The organism is Streptomyces sp. Act143, from assembly GCF_003143935.1.
Taxonomy (GTDB): domain Bacteria; phylum Actinomycetota; class Actinomycetes; order Streptomycetales; family Streptomycetaceae; genus Streptomyces.
In genome coordinates this window covers 7,970,996-7,996,828 of record NZ_QFRX01000001.1, presented here as the reverse complement: position 1 = coordinate 7,996,828, position 25,833 = coordinate 7,970,996, and the positions used below count along the sequence as shown (strand labels likewise).

The following is a 25,833-nucleotide window of genomic DNA, read 5'->3' as shown; positions in this document are numbered from 1 at the left end:
GGTACTGCTACGCCGGGAGCCCGTATCGCTCTGAAGAAGCCGGACAGCCAAGGAAGCGCCAAACCGGGAATCCGGTGATGGCGCCTCGAAAACCGAGGGGACATACAACAGATGCGAGCGCAGCCTGCTACGTCTGAGGTGCGCAGGCCCGCAGCGCAACTTGTAGCATACGGGGGCAGCCGGGCAGGGTCAATGCGCGAAGGCGCACACCCGGGGCGGATCGCCGCATACCCGGCACAAGAACTGTCTCTGGAGGCCGTGCAGGCCTGAGGCACCTCTTCCGTGACACCCGTGGGGACGGGTTGGAGGGAAGAGTACGACGAGGGAGCCGATCATCCAAGAGCGCGAGGCGTTCGAGCCCGAAGCCACCCGACGCGACGCGGGAGTGGCAGAGAGTTCCCGGGCCAACCGGGGCTGGTGGGACCGGAACGCGGACGAGTACCAGGTCGAGCACGGCACGTTCCTCGGCGACGACCGCTTCGTCTGGGGCCCCGAGGGCCTGGACGAGGTGGAGGCCGAGCTGCTCGGCCCGCCGGAGGACCTCAAGGGCAGGGACGTCCTGGAGATCGGCGCCGGAGCGGCCCAGTGCTCGCGCTGGCTGGCCGCCCAGGGCGCCCGCCCGGTCGCCCTGGACATCTCCCACCGCCAGCTCCAGCACGCCCTGCGCATCGGCGGCCCCTTCCCCCTGGTCTGCGCCGACGCCGGCGCCCTCCCCTTCGCCGACTCCTCCTTCGACCTGGCCTGCTCGGCGTACGGGGCGCTGCCCTTCGTCGCCGACCCGGTCCTGGTCCTGCGCGAGGTGCGCCGCGTGCTCCGGCCCGGCGGCCGGTTCGTCTTCTCCGTCACCCACCCGATCCGCTGGGCGTTCCCGGACGAGCCGGGCCCGGAGGGGCTGAGCGTCTCGGCCTCGTACTTCGACCGCACGCCGTACGTCGAGCAGGGCGAGGACGGCCACGCCGTCTACGTCGAGCACCACCGGACCATCGGCGACCGGGTGCGCGACATCGTGGCCGCCGACCTGCGACTGGTGGACCTGGTCGAGCCGGAGTGGCCGGCCTGGAACACCTCCGAGTGGGGCGGCTGGTCGCCGCTGCGCGGCAACCTGATCCCGGGAACGGCGATCTTCGTGTGCGTACGAGACTGAGTGCGTGATCCGTTACGACGCCCTGGACGCCCTTCCCGTACGCGGTGCCCTTCCCGCCCTGAACGAGGCCCTGGAGGGGCACGGCACCGCCGTCCTCGTCGCGCCGCCCGGCACCGGCAAGACGACCCTGGTGCCGCTCGTGCTGGCCGGACTGCTCGGCGACGGCGCGCCCGCGCGGCGGGTCGTGGTAGCCGAGCCCCGTCGTATCGCCGCCCGCGCCGCCGCCCGGCGGATGGCATGGCTGCTGGGCGAGAAGGCCGGGCAGAGCGTCGGCTACACCGTGCGGGGGGAGCGGGTCGTCGGGCGGCACACGCGCGTGGAGGTCGTCACGACCGGTGTGCTGCTCCAGCGGCTGCAACGGGACCAGGAGCTGGCCGACGTGGACGTCGTCGTCCTCGACGAGTGCCACGAGCGGCATCTGGACGCGGACACGGCCGCCGCCTTCCTGTGGGACGTACGGCAGACCCTGCGGCCGGAGCTGCGGCTCGTGGCCGCGTCGGCGACGACCGACGCGCAGGGGTGGGCGGGTCTGCTGGGCGGGGCGCCGGTCGTCGAGGCGGCGGGCGTCTCGCACCCGGTGGAGGTGGTGTGGGCGCCGCCGGCGCGGCCGGTACGGCCGCCGCACGGGATGCGCGTCGATCCGGCGCTGCTGACCCATGTGGCGTCGGTGGTGCGGCGGGCGCTGGCCGAGCGGGCGGGCGACGTCCTGTGCTTCCTGCCGGGGGTCGGCGAGATCGCGCGGGTGGCCGGGCAGCTGGGCGGCCTGGGGGACGTCGAGGTGCTCCAGGTGCACGGGCGGGCTCCGGCGGCCGTGCAGGACGCTGCGCTGACCCCTTCCGAGCGGCGGCGGGTGGTGCTGGCGACGTCCGTGGCCGAGTCGTCGCTGACGGTTCCGGGTGTGCGGGTGGTCGTCGACTCGGGGCTGGCCCGGGAGCCGCGGGTGGATCACGCGCGCGGGCTGAGCGCGCTGGCGACGGTGCGGGCCTCGCGGGCTGCCGGCCGGCAGCGGGCGGGGCGGGCAGGGCGTGAGGCGCCGGGTGCGGTGTACCGGTGCTGGACGGAGGCCGAGGACGCGCGTCTGCCGCTGTTCCCGGCGCCGGAGATCAAGGTGGCCGACCTGACGGCGTTCGCGCTCCAGGCCGCGTGCTGGGGCGATCCTGACGCGTCCGGGCTGGCGCTGCTGGACCCGCCGCCGGGCGGGGCGATGGCGGCGGCGCGGGCCGCGCTGCTGGCGGTGGACGCGGTGGACGCGGCCGGGCGGGCCACGAAGCGGGGGCTTCGGCTGGCTCGGACGGGGGTGCATCCCCGGTTGGGGAGGGCGTTGCTGGACGCCGGGTCCGAGGGGGCGGCCGAGGTGGTGGCGCTGCTGTCGGAGGAGGCTCCGCGGGAGTACGGCGACGATCTCGCGGGAGCGCTTCGGGCCGCCCGCCGTGGGGGCGACGCCTACGCGGGGCGGTGGCGGGCGGAGGTACGGCGGCTGCGGGGCGCCTCGGCGGGCTTTTCCCACTCACCCACGCGTGACTCCCTTCCCGCAGAGGTGAACGCCGAGGCCGACCGCACGGACGGAACGGGACGGGCCGAGGAGAGTGAGAGGCAAGCCCGCTCCGGTCGGGGGCAGGCGCACGCGGATCGGGGACAGGCGCACGCGCGCCGCTCGCAGGCCGATCAGGGCCGAGCCCATACCGATCGAGGGCAAGCACACGCCGAACGGAGCCAGGCTCGTCCCGAGGAGAGTGAGAGACAAGCCCTCTCCGGTCGGGGGCAGGCGCCCGCCGGTGCGGGGCGGGCCGGCGTCGACCCGTCTCCGACCGGCAGCGAGCGGGGTCCGGCGCAGCGGGATCGGGGGTCGGCCGATGCCGGTCATGAGCGGCTCGCCGGGATCGTCGCCGCCCTCGCCTTTCCCGAGCGGGTCGCGAAAGCAGACGGCGGTTCCTATCTCATGGCCTCCGGCACCCGCGCCGAGCTGGCCGACGGGTCGGCCCTTCGCGGCGCCCCCTGGATCGCCGTGGCGGTCGCCGACCGGCCCGTGGGCAGAGGGCACGCGCGCGTGCAGCTCGCCGCGGTCGTGGACGAGGAGACGGCACGGTCGGCCGCCGCCCCGCTGTACTCCGAGGCCCAGGAGGTCCACTGGGCCGACGGGGACGTCGTCGCGCGGCGCGTCGAGCGGCTCGGGGCGATCGAGCTGACCTCGCGGCCGCTGAAGGACGCCGACGCCGGCCTCGTACGCGAGGCGCTCCTCGAAGGGCTGCGGCAGGAAGGGCTCGGGCTGTTGCGCTGGTCGCCGGAGGCCGGTGCGCTGCGGCAGCGGCTCGCTTTTCTGCGGCTGCACCTCGGCGGCCCCTGGCCCGACGTCTCCGACGAGGCGCTCCACGCGCGCGTGGACGAGTGGTTGGAGCCGGAGCTGGGGCGGGCGCGGCGGCGGGCCGATCTGGCGCGGATCGATGCGGGGCAGGGGCTGAACCGGCTGCTCCCCTGGGCCTCGGGTGAGGCGGGACGCCTCGACGAACTGGCGCCCGAGCGGATCGCCGTGCCGAGCGGGTCCAGGATCCGGATCGACTACTCCGAGCCCGAACAGCCCGTTCTTGCCGTCAAGTTGCAGGAGATGTTCGGGCTCCAGGAGTCACCGCGTGTCGCCGGGGTGCCCCTTCTCGTCCATCTGCTCTCGCCCGCCGGGCGGCCCGCGGCGGTCACCGCCGATCTGGCCTCCTTCTGGAAGGACGGCTACAGGGGCGTGCGCGCGGAGCTGCGCGGCCGGTATCCGAAGCATCCGTGGCCGGAGGACCCGGCGTCCGCCGAGCCGACCCGCCACACCAACGCCCGCCTCAAGCGCTGACCGGTTCCGCTTCGTCGGCGTTCACGGGGACGGGGTCGTCCGGGCGGCGGTTCCGGGCCTCCAGCCACAGGGACAGGGCCAGGAGCAGGACGCCCAGGGTCAGGAAGCCCCAGGGGAGGTACGTCGTCATCAGCAGGACCAGCAGGCGGTTGGACTTGACGAGGTCGACGGTGTGCTCGATGTAGTCCTCCCGCATCTTCACGTGCCCGGAGAACGCCGTGACCTTCTCACGGTCGCCGAGGAGGGTGCCGCCGCGGAGTTCCTCCTTGTGGATCTCCTCGCCGTAGACGGGAGCGCCGGTGACGGGCTCGACCCAGAACTTGCGGACCGTGGTGTACCAGCGGGTCATGCCGGTCTTGGCGATCTGATCGGGGGTGATGCCGGCCACGGGCAGCTTCTTGGGGAACTTCACCTGGGTCCAGGGGATGGTCTGCTCGAAGTAGTAGACCTCCAGGCCGCGGAAGTCCTGCGTCCCCTTGTAGTGGATGGGGCTGCTGGTGCGGGTCTGCGCGTCGAAGTACTCGTAGTCCCGTTTCTCCGTCAGGAAGGGCCACTTGAACTCGATGCCCTCGCGTTTGACCGGGTCGCCGTCGACCATCTCGCCGGTGGCGTGGACGGGGTCCTGACTGTGCGCGTCGAAGATGTAGCGCTCGGGGATATAGGCGACCATCTTGCCGTCGGGGTCCTGGGCGTAGGACAGGCTGTCCCAGACGACGACGTCCCGGCCGAGCGTCTTCTCGATCTTCTCCGAGGCCTCCACGTTGCCCTTGAGGGTCTGCACGATGGTGATCTTGGAGACCTTCTTCTCCTGGAGGGAGTTGTCGACGAGGGTGGCGTCCTTGGCCTCCAGGACCATGTCCTGGTACTGGTCCGCGGGGATCTTGGCCAGGCGCGGGAAGGCGTACCAGCGCAGCATCGGGGACAGTGCCGCGAAGAACACGGCGAAGGCGAGCAGGATCAGGCTGGCCTTGCGGCGCATCTCGGCCTCCCTCCCGGGCGGTTACGGGTGTGACGGCACGGTCGTCAGCAGCGGCTTCGGAGACGTGTGGCCGGCCGGCGTGCCCATCGCGGTGATCGTGAACACCAGGGCGAGCGCGACGGCCAGACCGGTCGCGGCGGCGATCAGGGCGCGCATGGCTGCCTCCCGACGGACTGGAACGAACGCAGCGGGAACTGATACGTCGTCAGGTCCGGCACCGTAGCAACGGGCGGCCGAGATGAGAACACGTTGCACACGACGACGGCGCCCCTCCGTGGAAGGGCGCCGTCGTGGCCGTACGAGAAGTCATGCGCTGGGGCTGGCCGACGGCGTCGGGCTCGGTGACTCCGTCGGCTCGGCCGCCGCGACCGTCAGTTCGACGGTCAGGGACGCGCCGCCCGCGGTGTTGATGCGGAGCAGGAACGTGCCGGCGGTGTCGTCGGCGTACAGCTTGGGCAGCTTCAGCAGGCCGTTGGCGTCGGTCTCCAGGCCCGTCAGGGTGCGTACGGTCTTGCCGTCCGCGTCCTTGAAGTAGGGGCCCTTGGTGTTCTCGGTGGTGTCGTCCGCCGAGGTGATCAGGGTGGCGGTGGCGGCGACGCCGTCCGCCACGGCGCCGCCGTACGTCGCCTTGACCTCGACCTGGTCGGCGAACTCGCCGCCCGGGGTGCAGGTCAGCGCGGTGTCGCTGGTGCGGGCGAGGGAGTCGGCGACGCGCTCGGTGACGCTGGCCTTGTAGTCGAGACCGGCGACGGCGCGGCCCACGACCGTGGCACGGACGGTGAAGTCGCCCGTCTTCTCCCCCGCCTTCAGCAGGGGCGCGACGGCCACGCCGGAGCTGTCGGTGACCACGGTGGCGACGCTCTCGCCGCCGGTGAAGGTGGCGTCGGTGTCGCCGACGACCGTGAAGCGGATGCGGACCTTGCCGACGGCCTTGCCCGCCGAGGTCTCGGCGCGGGTGCTGATGTGCTTGGTGAAGGCGTCCCCGGCCTGTGCGGTGAGCTTCGCGGTGCCCGCGTCCTCCAGGTGGTCGACCGTGTCGGTCGGGGTGGGGGTCGGCGTACCGGGCGTCGACGGGGTGCCCGGCGTACTGGGTGTACTGGGTGTGCTGGGGGTACTGGGGGTACTGGGCGTGCTCGGAGTGCCGGGCGCCGACGGGGTGGGCGAGGGCGAGGGGCTCGCGCTGTCGTTGTCGTCGCTGCGGTGACTGGGCAGGCTGCCGGTGCCGTCGGGGATCTCGTGGGTGCCCTTGCGGTAGTACTCCAGCCACGACAGGACCGTGTGCAGGTAGTCCTGGGAGTTGTTGTAGCTGAGGATCGCGCGGTTCATGTCGGCCTGGACGGACAGGTCCCAGCCGTTGCGGCACAGGTAGTGGCCGGCGGCGAGGGCCGCGTCGTAGACGTTGTTGGGGTCCTTCTTGCCGTCGCCGTTGCCGTCGCGTCCGGCCCACTCCCAGGTGGAGGGGATGAACTGCATCGGCCCGACGGCCTGGTCGAAGGTGCTGTTGCCGTCGTAGACGCCGTTGTCGGTGTCCGGGATGAGGGCGAAGCCGTTGCCGTCGAGCTGGGGGCCGAGGATCCGGCCGATGGTGGTGCCGTCGGCGGTGACGCGACCGCCGCGGGCCTGGCCCGACTCGACCTTGCCGATGGCCGCGAGGAGCTGCCACGGCAGGTTGCAGCCGGGCTTGGACTCCTGGAGGGCCGCCGCGGCCTGCTTGTACGCGTCGAGAACGGTCGCGGGGATGCCGGCCTCGCCGGTGCCCGTGGCGGCGGTACCGCCGCTGCCCTCGGTCGGTGCGGGGTTCGGGCTGTTGAGGGGCGGCAGGTCCATGTAGAAGGGCGAGCCGCCGGTCGCGCTGTCGTCGTCGATCGCGTCGGGAGTGGGCTGGGAGTCGGCGGTGGTCGATCTGCCGTTGTCGTCGACCGACACGCCGGGTGCCTGGGACGCGGACAGTGCCGCGACCGCCGCGGCGGCGACGGTGGTGGCCACCGCCCCCTTGCGCAGCCTCCTGCCGAATTGCGCCGACATAAAGTGAACCCCTCCCGTGGACGCCGAGCGCCCGTCTCCGTCCGACGTGCTCGTCATGGTGTGACGATCGACCCGCGGCGCGGGTTGCCCTCGTGGAGCTTTTCCGTACGTTGTTCTGTTTGACCGTTCGATGCGGTTCTGCTGTCCGGCCCCGCTCCCCGGCGGGGGTGACCCAGGCGACCCTACGGCAACTTCCTTTGCTCGGGCACCCGTTCGTGCCCGGTTTTCACCGGTTGGCCATACTGGGCCGGTCCGTCCGCTGCCTTGGGAGGCCCCTTGCCGTTCACCCTCAGCCACGCGGCTGCCGTGCTGCCGGTCGTGCGTACCGACGGGACCGGCCGGGGGCGAGGGGTTCCGGCCGTTCTCGTGGCCGGTTCCTTCGCTCCCGACCTGACCTACTTCGCGGCGAGCGCGTTCTCCTCGGCGATGGAGTTCGGGACCGTCACACATTCCTTCCCGGGCGTCTTCACCGTCGATGTGCTCATCGCGTGGGCGCTGGTGGGACTGTGGCTGCTGGTGCGGGAGCCCTTGGTGGCGCTGCTGCCGAGGGCGCGGCAGGGGCGGGTGGCGGCGCTGCTGCGCTGCGGGGCGCCACGCGCGCGCGTGCGGCCCGCGCTGGTGGCGCGGTGGTACGTGTCGGCCGCGCTGGGGGCGTTGACGCATGTCGTGTGGGACGCGTTCACGCATTTCGACCGGTGGGGGATGCGGCTGTTCCCGGTGCTGGGCGAGACGATCGCGGGGTCGCCGCTGTACTGGTACCTGCAGTACGGGAGTTCGGCGGTGGCGGCGGTGGTGATCGCCGTGTTCGTCGGGTACGGGGTGCGGCGGGCGCCGGTGAGCGATCCTTCGGGCGTGCCGGCGCTCTCGGTGCGGGACCGGTGGTGGGCCGCGACCGGCATCGGCGGCTGTGTGCTGGTCGCGGCGGTGCAGCGGGCCTCGCGGTGGTGGGCCTACTGGGGGTCCTCCGCGAGGCCCTGGGAGCTGATCCCGACGCTCTGCTTCGGCGTGGGCGCGGGGCTCGTGCTGGGGGTGCTGGGGTACGCCGTGGCGGTCAGGGTGTGGCGCCCGGTTCGGGTGCCCGACGGGACCGGCCGGACCGGCCGGACCGGCCGGGAGCCGAGCCGTCCGGGGCGTCGGTGACCGTGCCGACCGTCGCGATGAACACGGTCATGGTGCGCACCGGGCGGGAGCGGGGCACGGCCGTGAGGAGCAGCGCCAGATAGCCGCGGGCCTGGTCGGCCCACAGGCGCAGGTCCTGCCGGGTGAGCCAGTCCCGCTGCGTGAGCCAGTCCCGGTGCGTGAGCCGGTGTCGGACGTCCTCGGCCGCCCGGCGGAGCCTCGTGGCGAGGTCCGTGGGAATGCGGGGAGTGCTTGCCGCCGCCGAGAAGGGCGGGACGTGCGCGGCTGGGGTGGACGCGGTCGCATCGGTGGTCGCCTGCGCCGGAGCCGTCTGGCGGTGGAGCGTGCGTATACCCATGTCCGCATCTTTACGGGCGGGGGCGGGTGGGGGCGTTTTCGCGGGGGCCACCTGAGTGACGGCCCGCCGGGGGTCGGGCGGCGGGGAGGCGCGGTGGGTCCGGCGCGGCCGGGATGCGCTGCGTGCGTACTCGCCCGTAGCGCGTCGGTTCGTAGGGAGGGGCGGTCGGTCCGGCGCGGCCGGGATGCGCCGTCGTGTGTGCTCGCCGTTGCGCGTCAGATCGTGGCGAGGGGCGGTTGCTGCGGCGCGGCCGGAATGCGCCGCCGTGCGTACTCGCCGTTGCGGTGGAGACGGCTTGCGTCCGCGTCCTGCGTCCTGCACCGGCGCTCGCGCGGTTGCCGGGGGCTCGCGCGGTAGCCGAAGTGCTCGCGCGTTGCGGCGGAGGGGCGGGTCGGCTCCCTCCGCCGCACAGCGACGACTTGCCGCCGGAGGCTAGTGCGCCGCCGACTCCCAGTCCGGTCCCACGCCCACCGACACGTCCAGCGGGGCACGCAGCTGGACCGCGCCCGCCATCTCGCGGCGGACGATCTCCTCGACCCGCTCACGCTCCCCCGGGGCGATCTCCAGGACGATTTCGTCGTGGACCTGGAGCAGCATGCGCGAGGTCAGCTCCGCCTCGCTCAGGGCCTTGCCGACGTTGAGCATGGCGATCTTGACGATGTCGGCGGCGGTGCCCTGGATCGGCGCGTTGAGGGCCATCCGCTCGGCGGCCTCGCGGCGCTGGCGGTTGTCGCTGTTGAGGTCGGGGAGGTAGCGGCGGCGGCCGAAGAGGGTCGCCGTATAGCCCGTCGCCCGCGCCTCGTCGACCACGCGGCGCAGATAGTCCTGGACGCCGCCGAAGCGCTCGAAGTACGTGTCCATCAGGGCACGCGCCTCGCCCGCCTCGATGTTGAGCTGCTGGGAGAGGCCGAAGGCGGACAGGCCGTAGGCGAGGCCGTACGACATGGCCTTGATCTTGCGGCGCATCTCCGCGTCGACGGCGTCGCGCTCGACGGCGAAGACCTGTGAGGCGACCGTGGTGTGCAGGTCCTCGCCGGAGGTGAACGCCTCGATGAGGCCCTCGTCCTCGGACAGGTGGGCCATCACACGCAGCTCGATCTGGCTGTAGTCGGCCGTCATCAGCGACTCGTAGCCCTCGCCGACCACGAAGCCGCGGCGGATGGCCCGGCCCTCGTCCGTGCGGACGGGGATGTTCTGGAGGTTGGGGTCGGTGGAGGACAGCCGGCCGGTCGCGGCGACGGTCTGGTTGAACGTGGTGTGGATACGGCCGTCCGCGGCGACGGTCTTGATGAGGCCCTCGACGGTCACGCGCAGCTTGGCCTGCTCACGGTGGCGGAGCATGATCACCGGCAGCTCGTTGTCCGTCTGCGTGGCGAGCCAGGCCAGGGCGTCGGCGTCCGTGGTGTAGCCGGTCTTGGTCTTCTTCGTCCTGGGCAGGCCGAGTTCACCGAAGAGGACTTCCTGGAGCTGCTTGGGCGAGCCCAGGTTGAACTCGTGCCCGGCGGCGGCGTGGGCCTCCTTGACGGCCTGCTGGACGGCGCCGGCGAACATCTGCTCCATGGCCTCCAGATGCGCCCGGTCGGCGGCGATGCCATGCCGCTCCATGCGGGCCAGCAGCGCCGAGGTGGGCAGCTCCATGTCGCGCAGGAGGTCCGCGGCGCCGACCTCGGTCAGGCGGGCCGCGAAGGCCTCGCCGAGATCGAGGATGGCGCGGGCCTGCACCATGAGCGCCTCGGCCTCGGCGCCGTCGTCCGCGCCGAAGGCGAGCTGGCCGTCGGCCGCGGCGGCGGGCGCGAGCTCCCGGCCGAGGTACTCCAGGGACAGGGCGTCCAGGTCGAAGGAGCGGCGGCCCGGCTTGACGAGGTACGCGGCGAGCGCGGTGTCCATGGAGACGCCCTCGATGCTCCAGCCGTGCTCGGCGAAGACGCGCATCGCGCTCTTGGCGTTGTGGAAGACCTTGGGCCTGCCCGCGTCGGCCAGCCAGGCGGCGAGGGCCTGCTCGTCGGCCTCGTCGAGCTGGGTGGGGTCGATCCAGGCGGCCGCTCCCCCGGCTGCCGCGAGGGCGATCTCGGCGACCGAGCCGGCGCCCAGGCCCCAGGTGTCGACCGTGGCGACGCCGAGCGTGTCGGTGCCGTGCTCGGTGAGCCAGGCGGGCAGCTCGCCGGTGCCGAGGACGGTGCCGTCGAGCTCCACGCCGGCCGTCACGACCGGCGTCGACTCGGCCTCCTCGGCGCCCGGGTCGACGGCCAGAAGGCGCTCACGCAGCGAGGGGTTACGGATCTCCAGGGTGTCGAGGATCATCGCGAGCGTCTTGCGGTCGTACGGCGCGCGCTCCAGGTCGGCGACCGTCTTCGGCAGCTCGACGGTGCGGACCATCTCGGTCAGGCGGCGGTTGAGCTTGACCGCCTCCAGGTGGTCGCGCAGGTTCTGCCCCGCCTTGCCCTTGACCTCCTCGACGCGCTCGACGAGGTCCGCGAACGAACCGAACTGGTTGATCCACTTCGCGGCCGTCTTCTCGCCGACGCCCGGGATGCCCGGCAGGTTGTCGGACGGGTCGCCGCGCAGGGCCGCGAAGTCGGGGTACTGGGCGGGGGTCAGGCCGTACTTCTCGAACACCTTCTCCGGGGTGAACCGGGTCAGCTCGGAGACGCCCTTCGTCGGATAGAGCACCGTGGTGTGCTCGCTGACGAGCTGGAAGGAGTCGCGGTCGCCGGTGACGATCAGCACCTCGAAGCCCTCGGCCTCGGCCTGGGTGGCGAGCGTGGCGATGATGTCGTCGGCCTCGAAGCCGTCGACGGCGAACCGCGAGACATGCATCGCGTCGAGGAGTTCGCCGATCAGCTCGACCTGGCCCTTGAACTCGTCCGGGGTCTTGGAGCGGTTGGCCTTGTACTCCGTGAACTCCTCGGAGCGCCACGTCTTGCGGGAGACGTCGAAGGCCACCGCGAAGTGCGTGGGCGCCTCGTCACGCACGGTGTTGGCCAGCATCGAGGCGAAGCCGTAGATCGCGTTCGTCGGCTGGCCCGTCGCGGTCGTGAAGTTCTCCGCGGGCAGCGCGAAGAACGCGCGGTACGCCAGTGAATGCCCGTCCATGAGCATCAGGCGCGGGCGGCTGCCGCCGGGGCTGTTGTCGGTCTTCTTCGATGCTGTCTCTGCCACGACCCCGATCCTGCCACGACCCACTGACAGTCGGGCCACCCTGCGGAACGGCGCCACGGAGGTCGGGGGCACCAGGACGGCGGCGGGAGCGCCCGCGGTTGTACGCGGGCGAGTGATGAGGGGGGTGCGGCCACGCCCAGGGCGGTCGGCCAAGGCGTCGTGTCGCCGCCATGCCGGGAAACGGCGACCTCGGACGAGCGGGCCGCGACGAGAGGGAGACGCACGCACCGCCGACGACGCCCCCTCCCCCTGCCCCCATCCTCGTCTCCCCCTATCCCCCCATCCTCATCGTTGCCTCTTCCGCAACTATTGCTTGATACGCAACCATAGTCTCCGCCCTCCACGCACCCCGGCGACCATCGATGTCGGCGTTGCGTGCGAGGATCGGAGACGTACTTCACACGTGCACGCGAAGGAGAACGCCGCGATGGCAACGAAGCCGCCCAAGGGTGATCCGGTCCAGGACGCTCCGGAGGTCGCCGGGCCGAAGCACGCGGCGGCGGGGCTGCCGGCCATCGGGCACACGCTGCGCATCGCCCAGCAGCAGATGGGCGTGAAGCGGACCGCGCTGACGCTGCTGCGCGTGAACCAGAAGGAGGGCTTCGACTGCCCCGGCTGCGCCTGGCCGGAGCCGGACCACCGGCACACCTTCGAGTTCTGCGAGAACGGCGCCAAGGCCGTGGCCGAGGAGGCCACCCTGCGCCGGGTCACCCCCGAGTTCTTCGCCGCGCACCCCGTCACCGACCTGGCGACCCGCAGCGGCTACTGGCTCGGCCAGCAGGGGCGGCTCACCCACCCCATGTACCTCCCCGAGGGCGGCACGCACTACGAGCCGGTCACCTGGGAGCGCGCCTTCGACATCGTCGCCGAGGAGATCGCCGCCCTCGGCTCCCCCGACGAGGCCCTCTTCTACACCTCGGGCCGCACCAGCAACGAGGCCGCCTTCCTCTACCAGCTCTTCGCGCGCGAACTCGGCACCAACAACCTGCCGGACTGCTCCAACATGTGCCACGAGTCCTCCGGCTCCGCCCTGTCGGAGACCATCGGCATCGGCAAGGGCAGCGTCCTTCTGGAGGACCTCTACAAGGCCGACCTGATCATCGTCGCCGGCCAGAACCCCGGCACCAACCACCCCCGCATGCTCTCCGCCCTGGAGAAGGCCAAGGCGGGCGGCGCCAAGGTCATCAGCGTCAACCCGCTGCCCGAGGCCGGCCTGGAGCGCTTCAAGAACCCGCAGACCCCGCAGGGCATGCTCAAGGGCGCCGCCCTGACCGACCTGTTCCTCCAGATCCGCATCGGCGGCGACCATGCCCTCTTCCGCCTCCTGAACAAGCTGATCCTGGAGACGGAAGGCGCCGTCGACCAGGCCTTCGTCAACGAACACACCCACGGCTTCGAGGAGTTCACCGAGGCCGCCAGCGCCGCCGACTGGGACGAGACGCTCACCGCGACGGGCCTCACGCGCGCGGAGATCGAGCAGGCCCTCTCCATGGTCCTCGCCTCGCAGCGCACCATCGTCTGCTGGGCGATGGGCCTCACCCAGCACAAGCACTCCGTGCCAACCATCCGCGAGGTCGTCAACTTCCTTCTCCTGCGCGGCAACATCGGCCGCCCGGGCGCGGGCGTGTGCCCGGTGCGCGGCCACTCCAACGTGCAGGGCGACCGCACCATGGGCATCTTCGAACGCCCCGCCCCCGCCTTCCTGGACGCCCTGGAGAAGGAGTTCGGCTTCGCGCCCCCGCGCGAGCACGGCTACGACGTCGTACGCGCCATCGAGGCACTGCGCGACGGCAAGGCGAAGGTCTTCTTCGCCATGGGCGGCAACTTCGTCTCCGCCTCCCCCGACACCGACGTCACCGAGGCGGCCATGCGGCGCGCCCGCCTGACCGTCCACGTGTCGACGAAGCTCAACCGCTCACACGCCGTCACCGGCGCGCGCGCCCTGATCCTGCCCACCCTCGGCCGCACCGAGCGCGACCTCCAGGGCAGCGGCGAGCAGTTCGTGACCGTCGAGGACTCGATGGGCATGGTGCACGCCTCCCAGGGCCGCCTGGAGCCCGCGAGCAGCCACCTGCTGTCCGAGCCCGCCATCGTGGCCCGCCTCGCGCGCCGCGTGCTCGGCGACGACTCCCGCACGCCCTGGGAGGAGTTCGAGAAGGACTACGCCACGATCCGGGACCGCATCGCGCGCGTGATCCCCGGCTTCGAGGACTTCAACGCGCGCGTGGCCCGCCCGGGCGGTTTCGCCCTCCCGCACGCCCCGCGCGACGAGCGCCGCTTCCCGACGGCCACCGGCAAGGCCAACTTCACCGCCGCGCCCGTCGAGTACCCGGAGCTCCCCGAGGGCCGGCTGCTGCTGCAGACCCTGCGCTCGCACGACCAGTACAACACCACCATCTACGGCCTGGACGACCGCTACCGCGGCATCAGGAACGGCCGCCGGGTCGTCCTGGTCAACCCCGAGGACGCGGCGCGGCTGAAGCTCGCCGACGGCTCCTACGTGGACCTGGTCGGCGAGTGGAAGGACGGCGTGGAGCGCCGGGCCCGGGGCTTCCGCGTCGTGCACTACCCGACCGCGCGCGGCTGCGCCGCCGCCTACTACCCCGAGACCAATGTCCTCGTCCCGCTGGACGCCACCGCCGACACCAGCAACACCCCGGCCAGCAAGTCCGTCGTGGTCCGTCTGGAACAATCGGCGACCGACTGAGCGTTTGGTCAGCCGAGTGATCCCTACGTGAGCGATCCCGACGAACGGAGCCGGGCCCCATGGGCGAGCAGCAGCACGTGAAGTTCCCGCAAGAGGTCATCGACGAGTACGCCACGCTCGGCGTGGACCTCCCGGCCCTGTTCTCCGCCGGACACCTCGGCACCCGTATGGGCGTCGAGATCGTCGAGGCCTCGGCGGACAAGGTCGTCGGCACGATGCCCGTGGAGGGCAACACCCAGCCGTACGGACTGCTGCACGGCGGCGCCTCCGCCGTCCTCGCCGAGACCCTCGGCTCGGTCGGCTCGATGCTGCACGGCGGCAGCTCGAAGATCGCCGTCGGCGTGGACCTGAACTGCACCCATCACCGGGGGGCGCGCTCGGGCCTGGTGACCGGCGTGGCCACGCCCGTGCACCGGGGGCGGTCGACGGCGACGTACGAGATCGTGATCAGCGACGAGGAGGGGCGGCGGGTGTGCACCGCGCGGCTGACCTGTCTGCTGCGGGACGTGAACCCCGGCGACGCCGCCCCCGCCGGGGCCGCCGGCTGACCTTGAGGACCTCTGGCCCCGACCGCCCCCCACGGCCTAGCGTCGGGGCATGAGGACGGGAGGCGCCCCCGCGCGCGGTGCCGGGGGCAGGACCGGGGGCAGGACCGGGAACGCGGTCCGGGGCATGACCGGGCACGCGGTGATGCCGCCGCCCGCCCACGAGTTGACCGGCCGTCAGCCACCCGGCGACGGCGCGCAGCAGCGCCACTGCGGCCCCCTCCAGCGCCACCGCGCCCCCTTCCGGCGCCACCGCGACCGCGGCCCCGGCGAGAGGCCACCGCAGTGAGCGGCGTAGGGCCGGTCGAGCCGGGTGAGGGCACGCACCCCTGGGAGGTGCTGGACCCCACCGGCCCGCCCCGGCCGCACGGCCGCCTCGCCGAGCTGTACGGCAGCCACCGGCGTGCCGTCCTCGCCACCGCGACCGCCGTGGCCCTCCTCGCGGGGGGCGGCTACCTGTACGCGACCCGGCCGCAGCCGCCCGCGCCGCCGGAGCCGCCGTACCCGTCCCAGGTGACGGACATGCGCTACCTCAGCGGAGAGCCGACCCCCGCGAACTCCGGTCCCCGGAGCTTCAGTTTCGGCGTGGAACTGAGCGTGCTGACCGGCCCGCCGGTCACCGTCACCGGAATTTCCCAGCCCTACACCGGCATGTCGGTGACCTCCACACCAAAAGCCCCTTTCCGGACGAGCGCGGGGACCAGCCGCAAGATCGTCATCACGGTGCATGTGGCGCAATGCAGGAAAGTGCCATGGAACGCCGGACTCCCTTTCCTTGACGTAACTCTACGTAATACGCGCGCAATAGAGGTTCACAGTTTCATCCTCGGACAGCGATACGCCCAGCACCTGTCAGAGGCCCTACAAGTCGCCTGCAGCAACGGTTCCGGGTAATTACCAAAACCCCTGAGACGCCTGAACAAGTTGCATCGAGTCCTGCGGGTTCTCACAATGCGGACAGGGCGAATCGGCCTGAATTCCGCTGTTCCACCCACTCAGTACCGCTCTGCATTACGACGTGTCATAACAAGAGCGTCACAGCCTCCGTCAGACCCTCCTCCACCCTCCCTGCACGCGCTTAGAGTCACGCCCAGTCACCGCGCCAAGGAATCTCACAACGGACCAGCGCAGAGACTCGGCCGCTTCCAGGGGGGAGCGCCGCGCCAGTGAAAGGACGAATCGTGCGTCAACGTTCGCTCATCACCATCACCGCCGCGCTGGCGGCGGGAGCACTCACCCTCACCGCCTGCGGCTCGCGCGACGACGACGGCGGCTCGGACTCCGGTAGCGGCGGCACCAAGGTCGTCATCGGCGTCGACGCGCCGCTCACGGGTGACCTCTCCGCGCTCGGCCTCGGCATCAAGAACTCCGTCGACCTCGCCGCGAAGAACGCCAACAAGCAGAAGCTCGTCGACGGCGTCACCTTCGAGATCAAGGCCCTGGACGACCAGGCGCAGCCCTCCTCGGGCCAGGCCAACGCGGTCCAGCTCCAGTCCGACAAGTCCGTCATGGGTGTCGTCGGTCCGCTGAACTCCTCCGTCGCCGAGTCGATGCAGAAGGTCTTCGACGACGCCAAGCTCGTCCAGATCTCACCGGCCAACACCGGCCCGGCGCTCACCCAGGGTGTCGACTGGCAGACCAAGAAGGTCCGCACCTACAAGTCGTACTTCCGCACCGCGACCACGGACGCCATCCAGGGCCCGTTCGCCGCGCAGTACGTCTACAACGACGCCAAGAAGAAGAAGGTCTTCGTCATCGACGACAAGAAGACCTACGGCGCCGGCCTCGCCGCGACCTTCACCGGTGAGTTCAAGAAGCTCGGCGGCAAGGTCGTCGGCACCGACCACATCGACCCCGACACCAAGGACTTCTCGGCGGTCGCCACCAAGGTCAAGAACTCCGGCGCCGACGTCGTCTACTACGGCGGCGAGTACCCGCAGGCCGGCCCGCTCAGCAAGCAGATCAAGGCCTCCGGCGCCAAGATCCCGCTGGTCGGCGGCGACGGCATCTACGACCCGACCTTCGTCGAGCTGGCCGGTGCCGGCAGCGCCGGTGACCTCGCCACCTCGGTCGGCGCCCCGGTCGAGGAGCTCGACTCCGCCAAGCAGTTCGTCGCGGACTACAAGGCGGCCGGCTACAAGGAGGAGTACGCGGCCTACGGCGGCTACTCCTACGACGCCGCCTGGGCGATCATCCTCGCCGTGAAGAAGGTCGTCGAGGACAACGGCGGCAAGCTGCCGTCCGACGCCCGCGAGAAGATCACCGCCGCCACCCAGAACGTCTCCTTCGACGGTGTGACCGGCAAGGTCTCCTTCGACGAGTACGGTGACGCCACCAACAAGCAGCTCACCGTCTACGCCGTCGAGAACGGTGCCTGGAAGGCCGTCAAGTCCGGTACCTACACCGGCTGATCCACCGACCCGCACCACACCTGAGCCGCGCGGGGCGCTGTTCCACAGGCGCCCCGCGCGGAGTCACATCCGGTCACGGACACACATCCGGTCACATTCGTCGAACATCCGAAACCTCGGAGGACATGCGGTGAACGAACTGCCGCAGCAGCTGGTCAACGGCCTGCTACTAGGAGCAATGTACGGGCTGGTCGCCATCGGCTACACAATGGTCTACGGCATTGTCCAGCTCATCAACTTCGCCCACGGCGAGATCTTCATGATCGGAGGGTTCGGAGCCCTCACGGTCTACCTGTACGTACTGCCCGACGGCACCACCATGTGGATCGCCCTGCCCCTGATGCTCGTGGGGGCCGTCATCGCGGCAGTCCTCGTCGCCGTCGGAGCGGAACGGTTCGCCTACCGCCCCCTGCGCACCGCCCCACGCCTCGCGCCCCTCATCACCGCCATCGGCCTCTCCCTCGCCCTCCAGCAGGCGGTGTGGGCCTGGTACCCCGGCGCCAAGGAGTCCATCAACTTCCCCGAGATCCCGGGCGGACCCTTCGAGATCGGCAGCGTCACCATCCAGACCGGCGACGTCTTCCTGTTCATCGCCGCCCCCATCAGCATGGCGATCCTCGCCTACTTCGTCATGAAGACCCGCACCGGCCGCGGCATGCAGGCCACCGCGCAGGACCCGGACACCGCCAAGCTCATGGGCATCAACACCGACCGCATCATCGTGGTCGCCTTCGCCCTCGGCGCCCTCTTCGCCGCCGTCGGAGCCGTCGCCTACGGCCTCAAGTACGGCCAGGTCCAGTTCCGCATGGGCTTCATCCTCGGCCTCAAGGCCTTCACCGCCGCGGTCCTCGGCGGCATCGGCAACATCTACGGCGCCATGCTCGGCGGCCTCGTCCTCGGCCTCGCCGAGACCATGGCCACCGCCTACATCGCCGACGTCCCCGGCTTCGACCTCCTCGGCGGCCAGTCCTGGGCCAACGTCTGGGCCTTCGTACTCCTCATCCTCGTACTCCTCGTCAGGCCACAGGGCCTGCTCGGCGAGCGCGTCGCGGACAGGGCGTGACACCGATGACGACACAGACCACCGAAAGCACCGGCGCCCCCGTCAACAAGGACAGCGCCCCCAAGGGCCTCATCGGCCTCCCCGAGAACGTCGGCCGCGCCCTCGCCACCGCCGGCGGCGCCCTCGCCGTCGTCTCCACCTTCCTCGCCTGGACCTGGACCTCCGAATTCCCCGGCGACCTCACCGTCTACGGCTACCCGGGCGGCCTCCAGGTCCTCGTCCTCATCGGCGGCGCCCTCACCGCCCTCTTCGGGCTCGCCTCCTACGGCATCAAGGGCCTGCGCTGGCTCACCCCCGCGGGGGCCGACAGCTCCATCAAGCTCGCCGCACTCGGCACCTTCGCCACCGCCTGGTACACGGTCATCGCGATCAGCACCGAGCTCGGCGGCGTCGTCAACCTCGAACCCGGCGGCTACATCGTCGCGATCGTCACCCTGGCCGCACTCCTCGGCGCCTTCTCCCTGACCTTCGAGCGCCCCGAGCCCGACCCGGTCGACCCCGACGACACCGGCTGGGAGCAGTTCAAGCACACCGCGCGCCACAACTGGTCGGTCTTCAAGGCCGCCATTGCCTCCGGCACGCCCCGCAAGGCCCCCGCGCTGCCCACCTACGCCGAGATCCTCGTCATCGTCGCCGCCATGGCCGTCGGCCTGACCGTCTTCACCTACGGCATCGGCACCGAGTACGACGAACTCTTCGTCGGCTTCCTCCTCACCGTCGGCTTCCTCTTCGCCGCCCTCGCCAAGGCCGGGCTCGTGGCCCGGGTCTCGGCGATCACCGGCAAGCACCGCACCATCACCATGTTCGGCGCCTTCATCGCCGCCGCGCTGTTCCCGTTCACCCAGTCCGACGACCAGTACGCGACCATCGGCGTCTACATCCTGATCTTCGCCACCGTCGCCCTCGGTCTGAACATCGTCGTCGGCCTCGCCGGCCTCCTCGACCTCGGGTACGTCGCCTTCCTCGGCGTCGGCGCCTACACCGCGGCCATGGTCTCCGGCTCCCCGGCCTCGCCCTTCGACGTCCACCTGCCGTTCTGGCTGTCGGCACTGCTCGGCGCCGCCGTCGCCATGGTCTTCGGCGTCCTCATCGGCGCCCCCACCCTGCGGCTGCGCGGCGACTACCTCGCCATCGTGACCCTCGGCTTCGGAGAGATCTTCCGCATCACCGTCCTCAACATGGACGGCACCTCCGGACCCGACATCACCAACGGCTCCAACGGCATCTCCTCGATCCCGAACCTCGACATCCTCGGATTCGACTTCGGCCAGTCGCACGACATCCTCGGCTTCACCATCGCGCGCTTCGCCAACTACTTCCTGCTGATGCTGCTCATCACCCTCGTCGTCGTGGTGGTCTTCCAGCGCAGCAGCGACTCGCGCATCGGCCGTGCCTGGATCGCCATCCGCGAGGACGAGACCGCCGCGCTCGCCATGGGCATCAACGGCTTCCGCGTCAAGCTGATCGCCTTCGCCCTCGGCGCCTCGCTGGCCGGCCTCGCCGGCTCCGTGCAGGCCCACGTCACCTACACCGTGACCCCCGAGCAGTACCAGTTCGCCCACGTCGTCCCGCCGAACTCGGCGTTCCTGCTCGCCGCGGTCGTCCTCGGCGGCATGGGCACCATCGCCGGACCCCTCGTCGGCGCCGCACTGCTCTACCTCATCCCGGCCAAGCTCCAGTTCCTCGGCGACTACCAGCTCTTCGCCTTCGGACTCGCGCTCGTCCTCCTCATGCGGTTCCGCCCCGAGGGCCTCATCCCCAACCGGCGCCGCCAGCTCGAATTCCACGAAGAGGCCGAAGCGCCCGCAGTCCTCAGCAAGACAGGGGCCTGACACATGACCACGGACACCACCACCGCCACCGGGACCACCGTCCTGGACGCCCGCGGCGTCACCATGCGCTTCGGCGGCCTCACCGCCGTACGCAACGTCGACCTCCAGGTCAACAGCGGTGAGATCGTCGGCCTCATCGGCCCCAACGGTGCCGGCAAGACGACCTTCTTCAACTGTCTGACGGGCCTCTACATCCCCACCGAGGGCGAAGTCCGCTACAAGGGCGACGTCCTGCCGCCCAAGTCCTTCAAGGTCACCGCCGCCGGCATCGCCCGCACCTTCCAGAACATCCGCCTGTTCGCCAACATGACGGTCCTGGAGAACGTGCTCGTCGGCCGCCACACCCGGACGAAGGAAGGCCTGTGGAGCGCACTGCTCCGCGGCCCCGGCTTCCACAGGGCCGAGAAGGCATCCCGCGAACGCGCCATGGAACTCCTGGACTTCGTGGGCCTGGCCGCCAAGGCCGAACACCTCGCCCGCAACCTCCCCTACGGCGAACAGCGCAAACTGGAGATCGCGCGAGCGCTCGCCAGCGAACCCGGCCTGCTCCTGCTCGACGAGCCCACGGCCGGCATGAACCCCCAGGAGACCCGCGCCACCGAGGAACTGGTCTTCGCCATCCGCGACAAGGGCATCGCCGTACTCGTCATCGAGCACGACATGCGCTTCATCTTCAACCTCTGCGACCGCGTGGCCGTACTCGTCCAGGGCGAGAAGCTCGTCGAAGGCGACAGCGCCACCGTCCAGGGCGACGAACGCGTCGTCGCCGCCTACCTCGGCGAACCGTTCGAGGACGCTCCCGGCGACGAGGAAGTGGCAGAAGTCGAGGCGGCCGAGACGGGCACCCCGTCGGACGCCACGCCCGGCAAGGAGAACGACCGATGACCGCACTGCTCGAAGTAGAGGACCTCCGGGTCGCCTACGGCAAGATCGAGGCCGTCAAGGGCATCTCGTTCAAGGTCGAGGCCGGCGAGGTCGTCACCCTCATCGGCACCAACGGCGCCGGCAAGACGACGACGCTGCGCACGCTGTCGGGCCTGCTCAAGCCGGTCGGCGGTCAGATCAAGTTCGGCGGCAAGTCGCTGAAGAAGGTCCCCGCCCACGACATCGTCTCGCTCGGCCTCGCCCACTCCCCCGAAGGCCGGCACATCTTCCCCCGCATGACGATCGAGGACAACCTCCGCCTCGGCGCGTTCCTGCGGAACGACAAGGCCGGCATCGAGAAGGACATCCAGCGCGCCTACGACCTCTTCCCCATCCTGGGCGAACGTCGCAAGCAGGCCGCGGGCACCCTCTCGGGCGGCGAGCAGCAGATGCTGGCCATGGGCCGCGCGCTCATGTCCCAGCCGAAGCTGCTGATGCTGGACGAGCCGTCCATGGGTCTGTCCCCGATCATGATGCAGAAGATCATGGCGACCATCGCCGAACTGAAGTCCCAGGGCACAACGATTCTGCTCGTCGAGCAGAACGCCCAGGCGGCCCTGTCCCTGGCCGACCACGGCCACGTGATGGAGATCGGCAAGATCGTCCTCTCGGGCAGCGGGCAGGACCTGCTGCACGACGAGTCGGTCCGCAAGGCGTACCTGGGCGAGGACTGAGTCCGCACGCCGATACGACGAGGCCCGCGCCCCCGGCTGGGGACGCGGGCCTCACGCTTGGCCGGTCAGCCCTTGGACGCCTTCTTCTCCTCGGCGTCCTGGATGACCGCCTCGGCGACCTGCTGCATCGACATGCGCCGGTCCATGGACGTCTTCTGGATCCACCGGAACGCGGCGGGCTCGGTCAGCCCGTACTCGGTCTGGAGGATGGACTTGGCGCGGTCGACGAGCTTGCGCGTCTCAAGCCGGAGGGTGAGGTCGGCAACCTCCTTCTCCAGCTCCTTCAGCTCGGTGAACCGGGACACGGCCATCTCGATGGCGGGCACGACGTCACTCTTGCTGAACGGCTTCACGAGGTAAGCCATGGCACCGGCGTCGCGAGCACGCTCGACGAGGTCACGCTGCGAGAAGGCGGTGAGCATCAGCACCGGGGCGATCCGCTCCTCGGCGATCTTCTCGGCGGCGGAGATGCCGTCCATCTTGGGCATCTTCACGTCGAGGATCACGAGGTCGGGCTGGTGCTCACGGGCCAGCTCGATGGCCTGCTCACCGTCACCGGCCTCGCCTACGACGCTGTAGCCCTCTTCCTCCAGCATCTCTTTGAGGTCGAGCCGGATCAGTGCCTCGTCCTCGGCGATGACGACACGGGTCGTCAGCGGAGGCACGTGCGACTTGTCGTCGTCGGGCGCGTCTACGGGCTGGGGCGACTCGGGGGCGGTCACGGGGGCTCCTCGTTCAGGGGCAGGGGTGCTGCTTACCAGAGCCTACCTAGCTGCAGGTCGGCTTGGTCACCCGGTACACTCCCATCAGCAACCTAAGCCGGGTTGGCGCAACTGGCTGACGCGGAGGTCTCAAACACCTCTGTCCGAAAGGACGTGTGGGTTCGAATCCCATACCCGGCACCACAAAGCGGATGTTCCCATTCTCGTGAACATCCGCTTTTTACTGCGCGCCGCCGCGATCAATCACACAGGGTGATCGCATGAACATCCACAGCACTGAGGTGCGACAGAAAGCCCTGACCCTGCTGCGTGCGGGCGCGAACAACGCAGCGGTGGCCCGGGAGCTGGCGGTGCCCCGCGGGACAGTCGGCTATTGAAAGCACCTAGACCGCGCCAAACGCGGCGAATGCCCAGGCAAGCATGATCCGAAGTGTCCGCGATGTGATGGTCGCGATCTCGACTCGGCGGCGTACAGCTACCTGCTGGGGCTCTACCTTGGCGATGGCCACATCAGCAAGTACTCCGCGCACCGAGTACCCAACCTGATGATCACGTGCGACGAATCATGGCCCGGCCTCATGGATGACTGCGCGCAGGCCATGCGCACAGTCTTCCCCGACAACTCCGTATGCCGCGTCCGCAAGATCGGCTGCCGCAACGTGAAGGTCTACTCGAAGCACCTTCATTGCCTCTTCCCACAGCATGGTCCCGGCAAGAAACACGAGCGCCCGATCATCCTCGAACCCTGGCAACAGGACATCGTCGACGCCTACCCCTGGGAGTTCATCCGCGGCCTCATCCACTCCGACGGATGCCGGATCACCAACTGGACGACCCGCCTCGTCGCCGGTGAGCGCAAGCGCTACGAATACCCCCGGTACTTCTTCACCAACGTCTCCGACGACATCCGCCGCCTCTGCACCGACACCCTCGACAAACTCGGCATCGAGTGGACGCACTGCACCCGCAATGGAAGCCCGTACAACATCTCAGTCGCCAAGAAGGCCTCAGTCGCCCAACTCGACACCCACGTAGGCCCCAAGTACTAACAAGAACCCTTTACTTGGGACTGTCATCCTCCCCCACATGATGCACCCGGACCAGGTTCGTCGACCCCGCCACCCCAGGCGGCGAACCGGCCGTGATCACCACCACGTCCCCCTTCTCGCACCGCCCGTACTTCAGCAACAGCTCGTCCACCTGATCGACCATCGCGTCCGTCGATTCCACCCGCGGCCCCAGAAACGTCTCCACACCCCACGACAGACTCAACTGCGACCGAGTAGCCGCCTCCGGCGTGAACGCCAACAGCGGGATCGGCGACCGGTACCGGGACAGCCGCCTCGCCGTGTCCCCGGACTGAGTGAACGCCACCAGGAACTTCGCGCCCAGGAAGTCGCCCATCTCCGCAGCCGCCCGGGCCACTGCCCCGCCCTGCGTACGAGGCTTGTTCCGCTCAGTCAGCGGCGGCAAGCCCTTCGCGAGGATGTCCTCCTCCGCCGCCTCCACGATCCGCGCCATCGTCCGGACCGTCTCCACCGCGTACTTGCCCACGCTCGTCTCGCCCGACAGCATCACCGCGTCCGTGCCGTCGATGACCGCGTTGGCGACGTCCGAGGCTTCCGCCCTGGTCGGCCTGGCCGCGTCGATCATCGAGTCCAGCATCTGGGTCGCCACAATCACCGGCTTGGCGTTCCGCTTCGCCAGCTTGATCGCCCGCTTCTGGACGATCGGGACCTGTTCCAGCGGCATCTCCACGCCCAGGTCACCGCGCGCCACCATGATCCCGTCGAACGCCGCCACGATGTCCTCGATGGCGTCCACGGCCTGCGGCTTCTCGACCTTGGCGATGACGGGGAGGCGGCGGCCCTCGTCGTCCATGATCCGGTGGACGTCCTCGATGTCCCGTCCGGAGCGGACGAAGGACAGGGCGATGACGTCGAATCCGGTGCGCAGCGCCCAGCGCAGGTCGGCCTCGTCCTTCTCCGACAGGGCAGGAACGGACACGGCCACACCCGGGAGGTTCAGTCCCTTGTGGTCGGAGATGACGCCGCCCTCGATGACCGTCGTGCGGACGGCCGGCCCGTCGACCCCCGTGACCTCCAGGCACACCTTGCCGTCGTCGACGAGGATGCGCTCCCCGGGTGTCACGTCCTCCGCCAGGCCGGCGTACGTCGTCCCGCACTGCCCTTGGTTGCCCTCCACGCCTTCCTCCACCGTGATGGTGAAGGTGTCGCCGCGTTCAAGGAGTACGGGGCCCTCGGCGAACCGGCCGAGGCGGATCTTCGGGCCCTGAAGGTCGGCGAGGAGGCCGACGCTGCGGCCGGTCTCGTCGGAGGCCTTGCGGACGTGCTGGTAGCGCTCCTCGTGTTCGGCGTAGCCGCCGTGGCTGAGGTTGAAGCGTGCTACGTCCATTCCGGCTTCGACCAGTGCCTTGATCTGGTCGTATGTGTCGGTGGCGGGGCCCAGGGTGCAGACGATTTTCGCTCGGCGCATGGTTCGACCTTAGGGCTTACCGGCGGGTAGGCCATTGGCTCGGCATGGCGGGCCAACAACCGTTCGGTGAAGGGTTGTTGACAAGTCCTGAAGTGCGCGGCTCACAGGTGCGGCGGGTGCATGGTGAAGCGGGCGTTGACCTGGGCGTAGACGCGCTGGCGTTGGGGTTCGAGGTCGAGGGGGGCGGCGGCGGTGTCTTCCGCGGCGGCGTAGGACATGGAGCGCATGCGCCCGCCGGGGGCGGCGGGGGCGAGGGGTTGGGCGTTCTCGGCGCCGATGTCGGCGAGTTCCACCAGGGCGGCCAGTGTCGTGCTCAGTGCTTCCGCGTACTCCTGTGCGCGTTGCACCGCTTCCCGCACGGCTTGCTGGCGTGCGGTGCGGTAGGCCGGTGAGTTGAGGCGGAGGGCCCACCAGGGGCCGTCCACGTGGGTGAGGTCCAAGTCGGCCAGGCGCGTGGTGAGTTCACCCAATGCCGTGAAGTCGGTCAGTTCGGCGGTGATGCGGACGCGGCCGTGGTAGGCGTGGATGCGTTCGCCGCGGCCCTTTTCCTTCAGTTCCGGGGTGATGGAGAAGGAGCCCGTCTCCAGCCTCTCCACGGCGTCGCCGTAGGTCTTGATGAGGTCGAGGACGGTGGCGTTGCGGCGCGTCAGGTCGTCGAGGGCGGTGCGGCGGTCCTTGCCGCGGGCGGCGACGGTGACGCCGATGCGGGCGATCTCGGGGTCGACTTCGAGGCGTGCTTCGCCGCGGACGGCGATGCGGGGGGCGTCGGGGGTGCCGTAGGGCACGGCGGGTGACGGGTCGGACGCGGGTGTGGTCATACGACCCACTCTGTCACTTCTTGG

At 70.4% G+C, this 25,833-nt stretch carries 20 protein-coding genes, 1 tRNA gene and 1 pseudogene; 14 read left to right on the top strand and 8 right to left on the bottom strand.

The annotated features are described in order from the left end of the window. Positions 1 to 331 precede the first annotated feature (331 nt). Entirely contained in the window at positions 332 to 1,144 is an 813-nt protein-coding gene (locus DI272_RS36480; RefSeq protein WP_109499448.1) for a class I SAM-dependent methyltransferase, read from the top strand. Between the two features lie 4 nt (positions 1,145 to 1,148). Next, positions 1,149 to 3,977, top strand: coding sequence for an ATP-dependent helicase C-terminal domain-containing protein (locus DI272_RS36475; protein WP_109499447.1), 2,829 nt, complete (start codon positions 1,149 to 1,151; stop codon positions 3,975 to 3,977). Here DI272_RS36475 and DI272_RS36470 read toward each other — a convergent pair. The 3 genes from DI272_RS36470 to DI272_RS36460 all read right to left on the bottom strand — a co-directional run bounded on the left by DI272_RS36470 (position 3,967) and on the right by DI272_RS36460 (position 6,981). After that, positions 3,967 to 4,956 (bottom strand): DUF3068 domain-containing protein, encoded by a 990-nt coding sequence (locus tag DI272_RS36470; RefSeq protein ID WP_109499446.1) that lies wholly within the window; start codon positions 4,954 to 4,956, stop codon positions 3,967 to 3,969. The genes DI272_RS36475 and DI272_RS36470 overlap by 11 nt on opposite strands. Before the next feature lie 21 nt (positions 4,957 to 4,977). Further along, positions 4,978 to 5,112 carry an SPW_0924 family protein gene (locus tag DI272_RS36465; RefSeq protein WP_109499445.1) on the bottom strand — a complete coding sequence of 45 codons (135 nt, stop codon included), beginning with the start codon at positions 5,110 to 5,112 and terminating at the stop codon, positions 4,978 to 4,980. Between the two features lie 150 nt (positions 5,113 to 5,262). Beyond that, entirely contained in the window at positions 5,263 to 6,981 is a 1,719-nt protein-coding gene (locus tag DI272_RS36460; protein ID WP_109499444.1) for a lytic transglycosylase domain-containing protein, read from the bottom strand. A 276-nt stretch (positions 6,982 to 7,257) separates the two neighbouring features. On the opposite strand from DI272_RS36460, the gene DI272_RS36455 reads away from it, so the two are divergent. Then, the gene (locus DI272_RS36455) at positions 7,258 to 8,121 is read left to right on the top strand and encodes a DUF4184 family protein (protein WP_109499443.1); all 864 of its coding nucleotides are present in this window, start codon (positions 7,258 to 7,260) and stop codon (positions 8,119 to 8,121) included. On the opposite strand, the gene DI272_RS36450 is transcribed toward DI272_RS36455, so the two are convergent. Further along, positions 8,033 to 8,458 (bottom strand): hypothetical protein, encoded by a 426-nt coding sequence (locus tag DI272_RS36450; RefSeq protein WP_181387433.1) that lies wholly within the window; start codon positions 8,456 to 8,458, stop codon positions 8,033 to 8,035. The two genes, DI272_RS36455 and DI272_RS36450, sit on opposite strands and share 89 nt — an antisense overlap. Positions 8,459 to 8,890: 432 nt before the next feature. Then, the gene (gene polA, locus DI272_RS36445) at positions 8,891 to 11,617 is read right to left on the bottom strand and encodes a DNA polymerase I (protein ID WP_109499442.1); all 2,727 of its coding nucleotides are present in this window, start codon (positions 11,615 to 11,617) and stop codon (positions 8,891 to 8,893) included. Positions 11,618 to 12,044: 427 nt separating this feature from the next. Here polA and DI272_RS36440 point away from each other — a divergent pair, with 427 nt between their 5' ends. The 9 genes from DI272_RS36440 (at position 12,045) to DI272_RS36405 (ending at position 21,773) form a co-directional block, all read left to right on the top strand. Further along, positions 12,045 to 14,324, top strand: a complete 2,280-nt coding sequence (locus tag DI272_RS36440; RefSeq protein ID WP_109501235.1) for an FdhF/YdeP family oxidoreductase — start codon at positions 12,045 to 12,047, stop codon at positions 14,322 to 14,324. 59 nt (positions 14,325 to 14,383) lie between these two features. Further along, the gene (locus DI272_RS36435; protein WP_109499441.1) at positions 14,384 to 14,872 is read left to right on the top strand and encodes a PaaI family thioesterase; all 489 of its coding nucleotides are present in this window, start codon (positions 14,384 to 14,386) and stop codon (positions 14,870 to 14,872) included. A gap of 49 nt (positions 14,873 to 14,921) precedes the next feature. Further along, a complete protein-coding gene (locus tag DI272_RS44290; protein WP_146238417.1) occupies positions 14,922 to 15,158 on the top strand; it encodes a hypothetical protein in 237 nt (78 codons plus the stop codon). After that, the gene (locus DI272_RS36430; protein ID WP_109499440.1) at positions 15,155 to 15,763 is read left to right on the top strand and encodes a Tat pathway signal sequence domain protein; all 609 of its coding nucleotides are present in this window, start codon (positions 15,155 to 15,157) and stop codon (positions 15,761 to 15,763) included. The genes DI272_RS44290 and DI272_RS36430 overlap by 4 nt, the downstream gene beginning before the upstream one ends. Before the next feature lie 287 nt (positions 15,764 to 16,050). Then, complete coding sequence (locus DI272_RS36425; RefSeq protein WP_109499439.1) at positions 16,051 to 17,280, top strand: branched-chain amino acid ABC transporter substrate-binding protein; 1,230 nt, start codon at positions 16,051 to 16,053, stop codon at positions 17,278 to 17,280. Between the two features lie 130 nt (positions 17,281 to 17,410). Continuing rightward, positions 17,411 to 18,343 carry a branched-chain amino acid ABC transporter permease gene (locus DI272_RS36420; RefSeq protein WP_109499438.1) on the top strand — a complete coding sequence of 311 codons (933 nt, stop codon included), beginning with the start codon at positions 17,411 to 17,413 and terminating at the stop codon, positions 18,341 to 18,343. Positions 18,344 to 18,348: 5 nt separating this feature from the next. Continuing rightward, entirely contained in the window at positions 18,349 to 20,175 is a 1,827-nt protein-coding gene (locus DI272_RS36415) for a branched-chain amino acid ABC transporter permease (RefSeq protein WP_109499437.1), read from the top strand. A gap of 3 nt (positions 20,176 to 20,178) precedes the next feature. Further along, a complete protein-coding gene (locus DI272_RS36410) occupies positions 20,179 to 21,060 on the top strand; it encodes an ABC transporter ATP-binding protein (RefSeq protein WP_109499436.1) in 882 nt (293 codons plus the stop codon). Then, positions 21,057 to 21,773, top strand: coding sequence for an ABC transporter ATP-binding protein (locus DI272_RS36405; protein ID WP_079310941.1), 717 nt, complete (start codon positions 21,057 to 21,059; stop codon positions 21,771 to 21,773). The genes DI272_RS36410 and DI272_RS36405 overlap by 4 nt, the downstream gene beginning before the upstream one ends. 65 nt (positions 21,774 to 21,838) lie before the next feature. Here DI272_RS36405 and DI272_RS36400 read toward each other — a convergent pair whose 3' ends face one another. Then, on the bottom strand, positions 21,839 to 22,495 hold the full coding sequence (locus DI272_RS36400) for an ANTAR domain-containing response regulator (protein WP_079310942.1): 657 nt from the start codon (positions 22,493 to 22,495) through the stop codon (positions 21,839 to 21,841). Positions 22,496 to 22,591: 96 nt separating this feature from the next. Here DI272_RS36400 and DI272_RS36395 point away from each other — a divergent pair. Together DI272_RS36395 and DI272_RS36390 are read left to right on the top strand one after the other, a co-directional pair. Further along, positions 22,592 to 22,678: transfer RNA gene (locus DI272_RS36395), tRNA-Leu, on the top strand. Between the two features lie 77 nt (positions 22,679 to 22,755). Continuing rightward, a pseudogene (locus tag DI272_RS36390) lies at positions 22,756 to 23,544 on the top strand (helix-turn-helix domain-containing protein). 10 nt (positions 23,545 to 23,554) lie between these two features. Here DI272_RS36390 and pyk read toward each other — a convergent pair. Further along, the gene (gene pyk / locus DI272_RS36385) at positions 23,555 to 24,991 is read right to left on the bottom strand and encodes a pyruvate kinase (RefSeq protein WP_109499435.1); all 1,437 of its coding nucleotides are present in this window, start codon (positions 24,989 to 24,991) and stop codon (positions 23,555 to 23,557) included. Between the two features lie 101 nt (positions 24,992 to 25,092). Beyond that, complete coding sequence (locus tag DI272_RS36380; protein WP_109499434.1) at positions 25,093 to 25,809, bottom strand: SIMPL domain-containing protein; 717 nt, start codon at positions 25,807 to 25,809, stop codon at positions 25,093 to 25,095. Between the last annotated feature and the right edge of the window lie 24 nt (positions 25,810 to 25,833).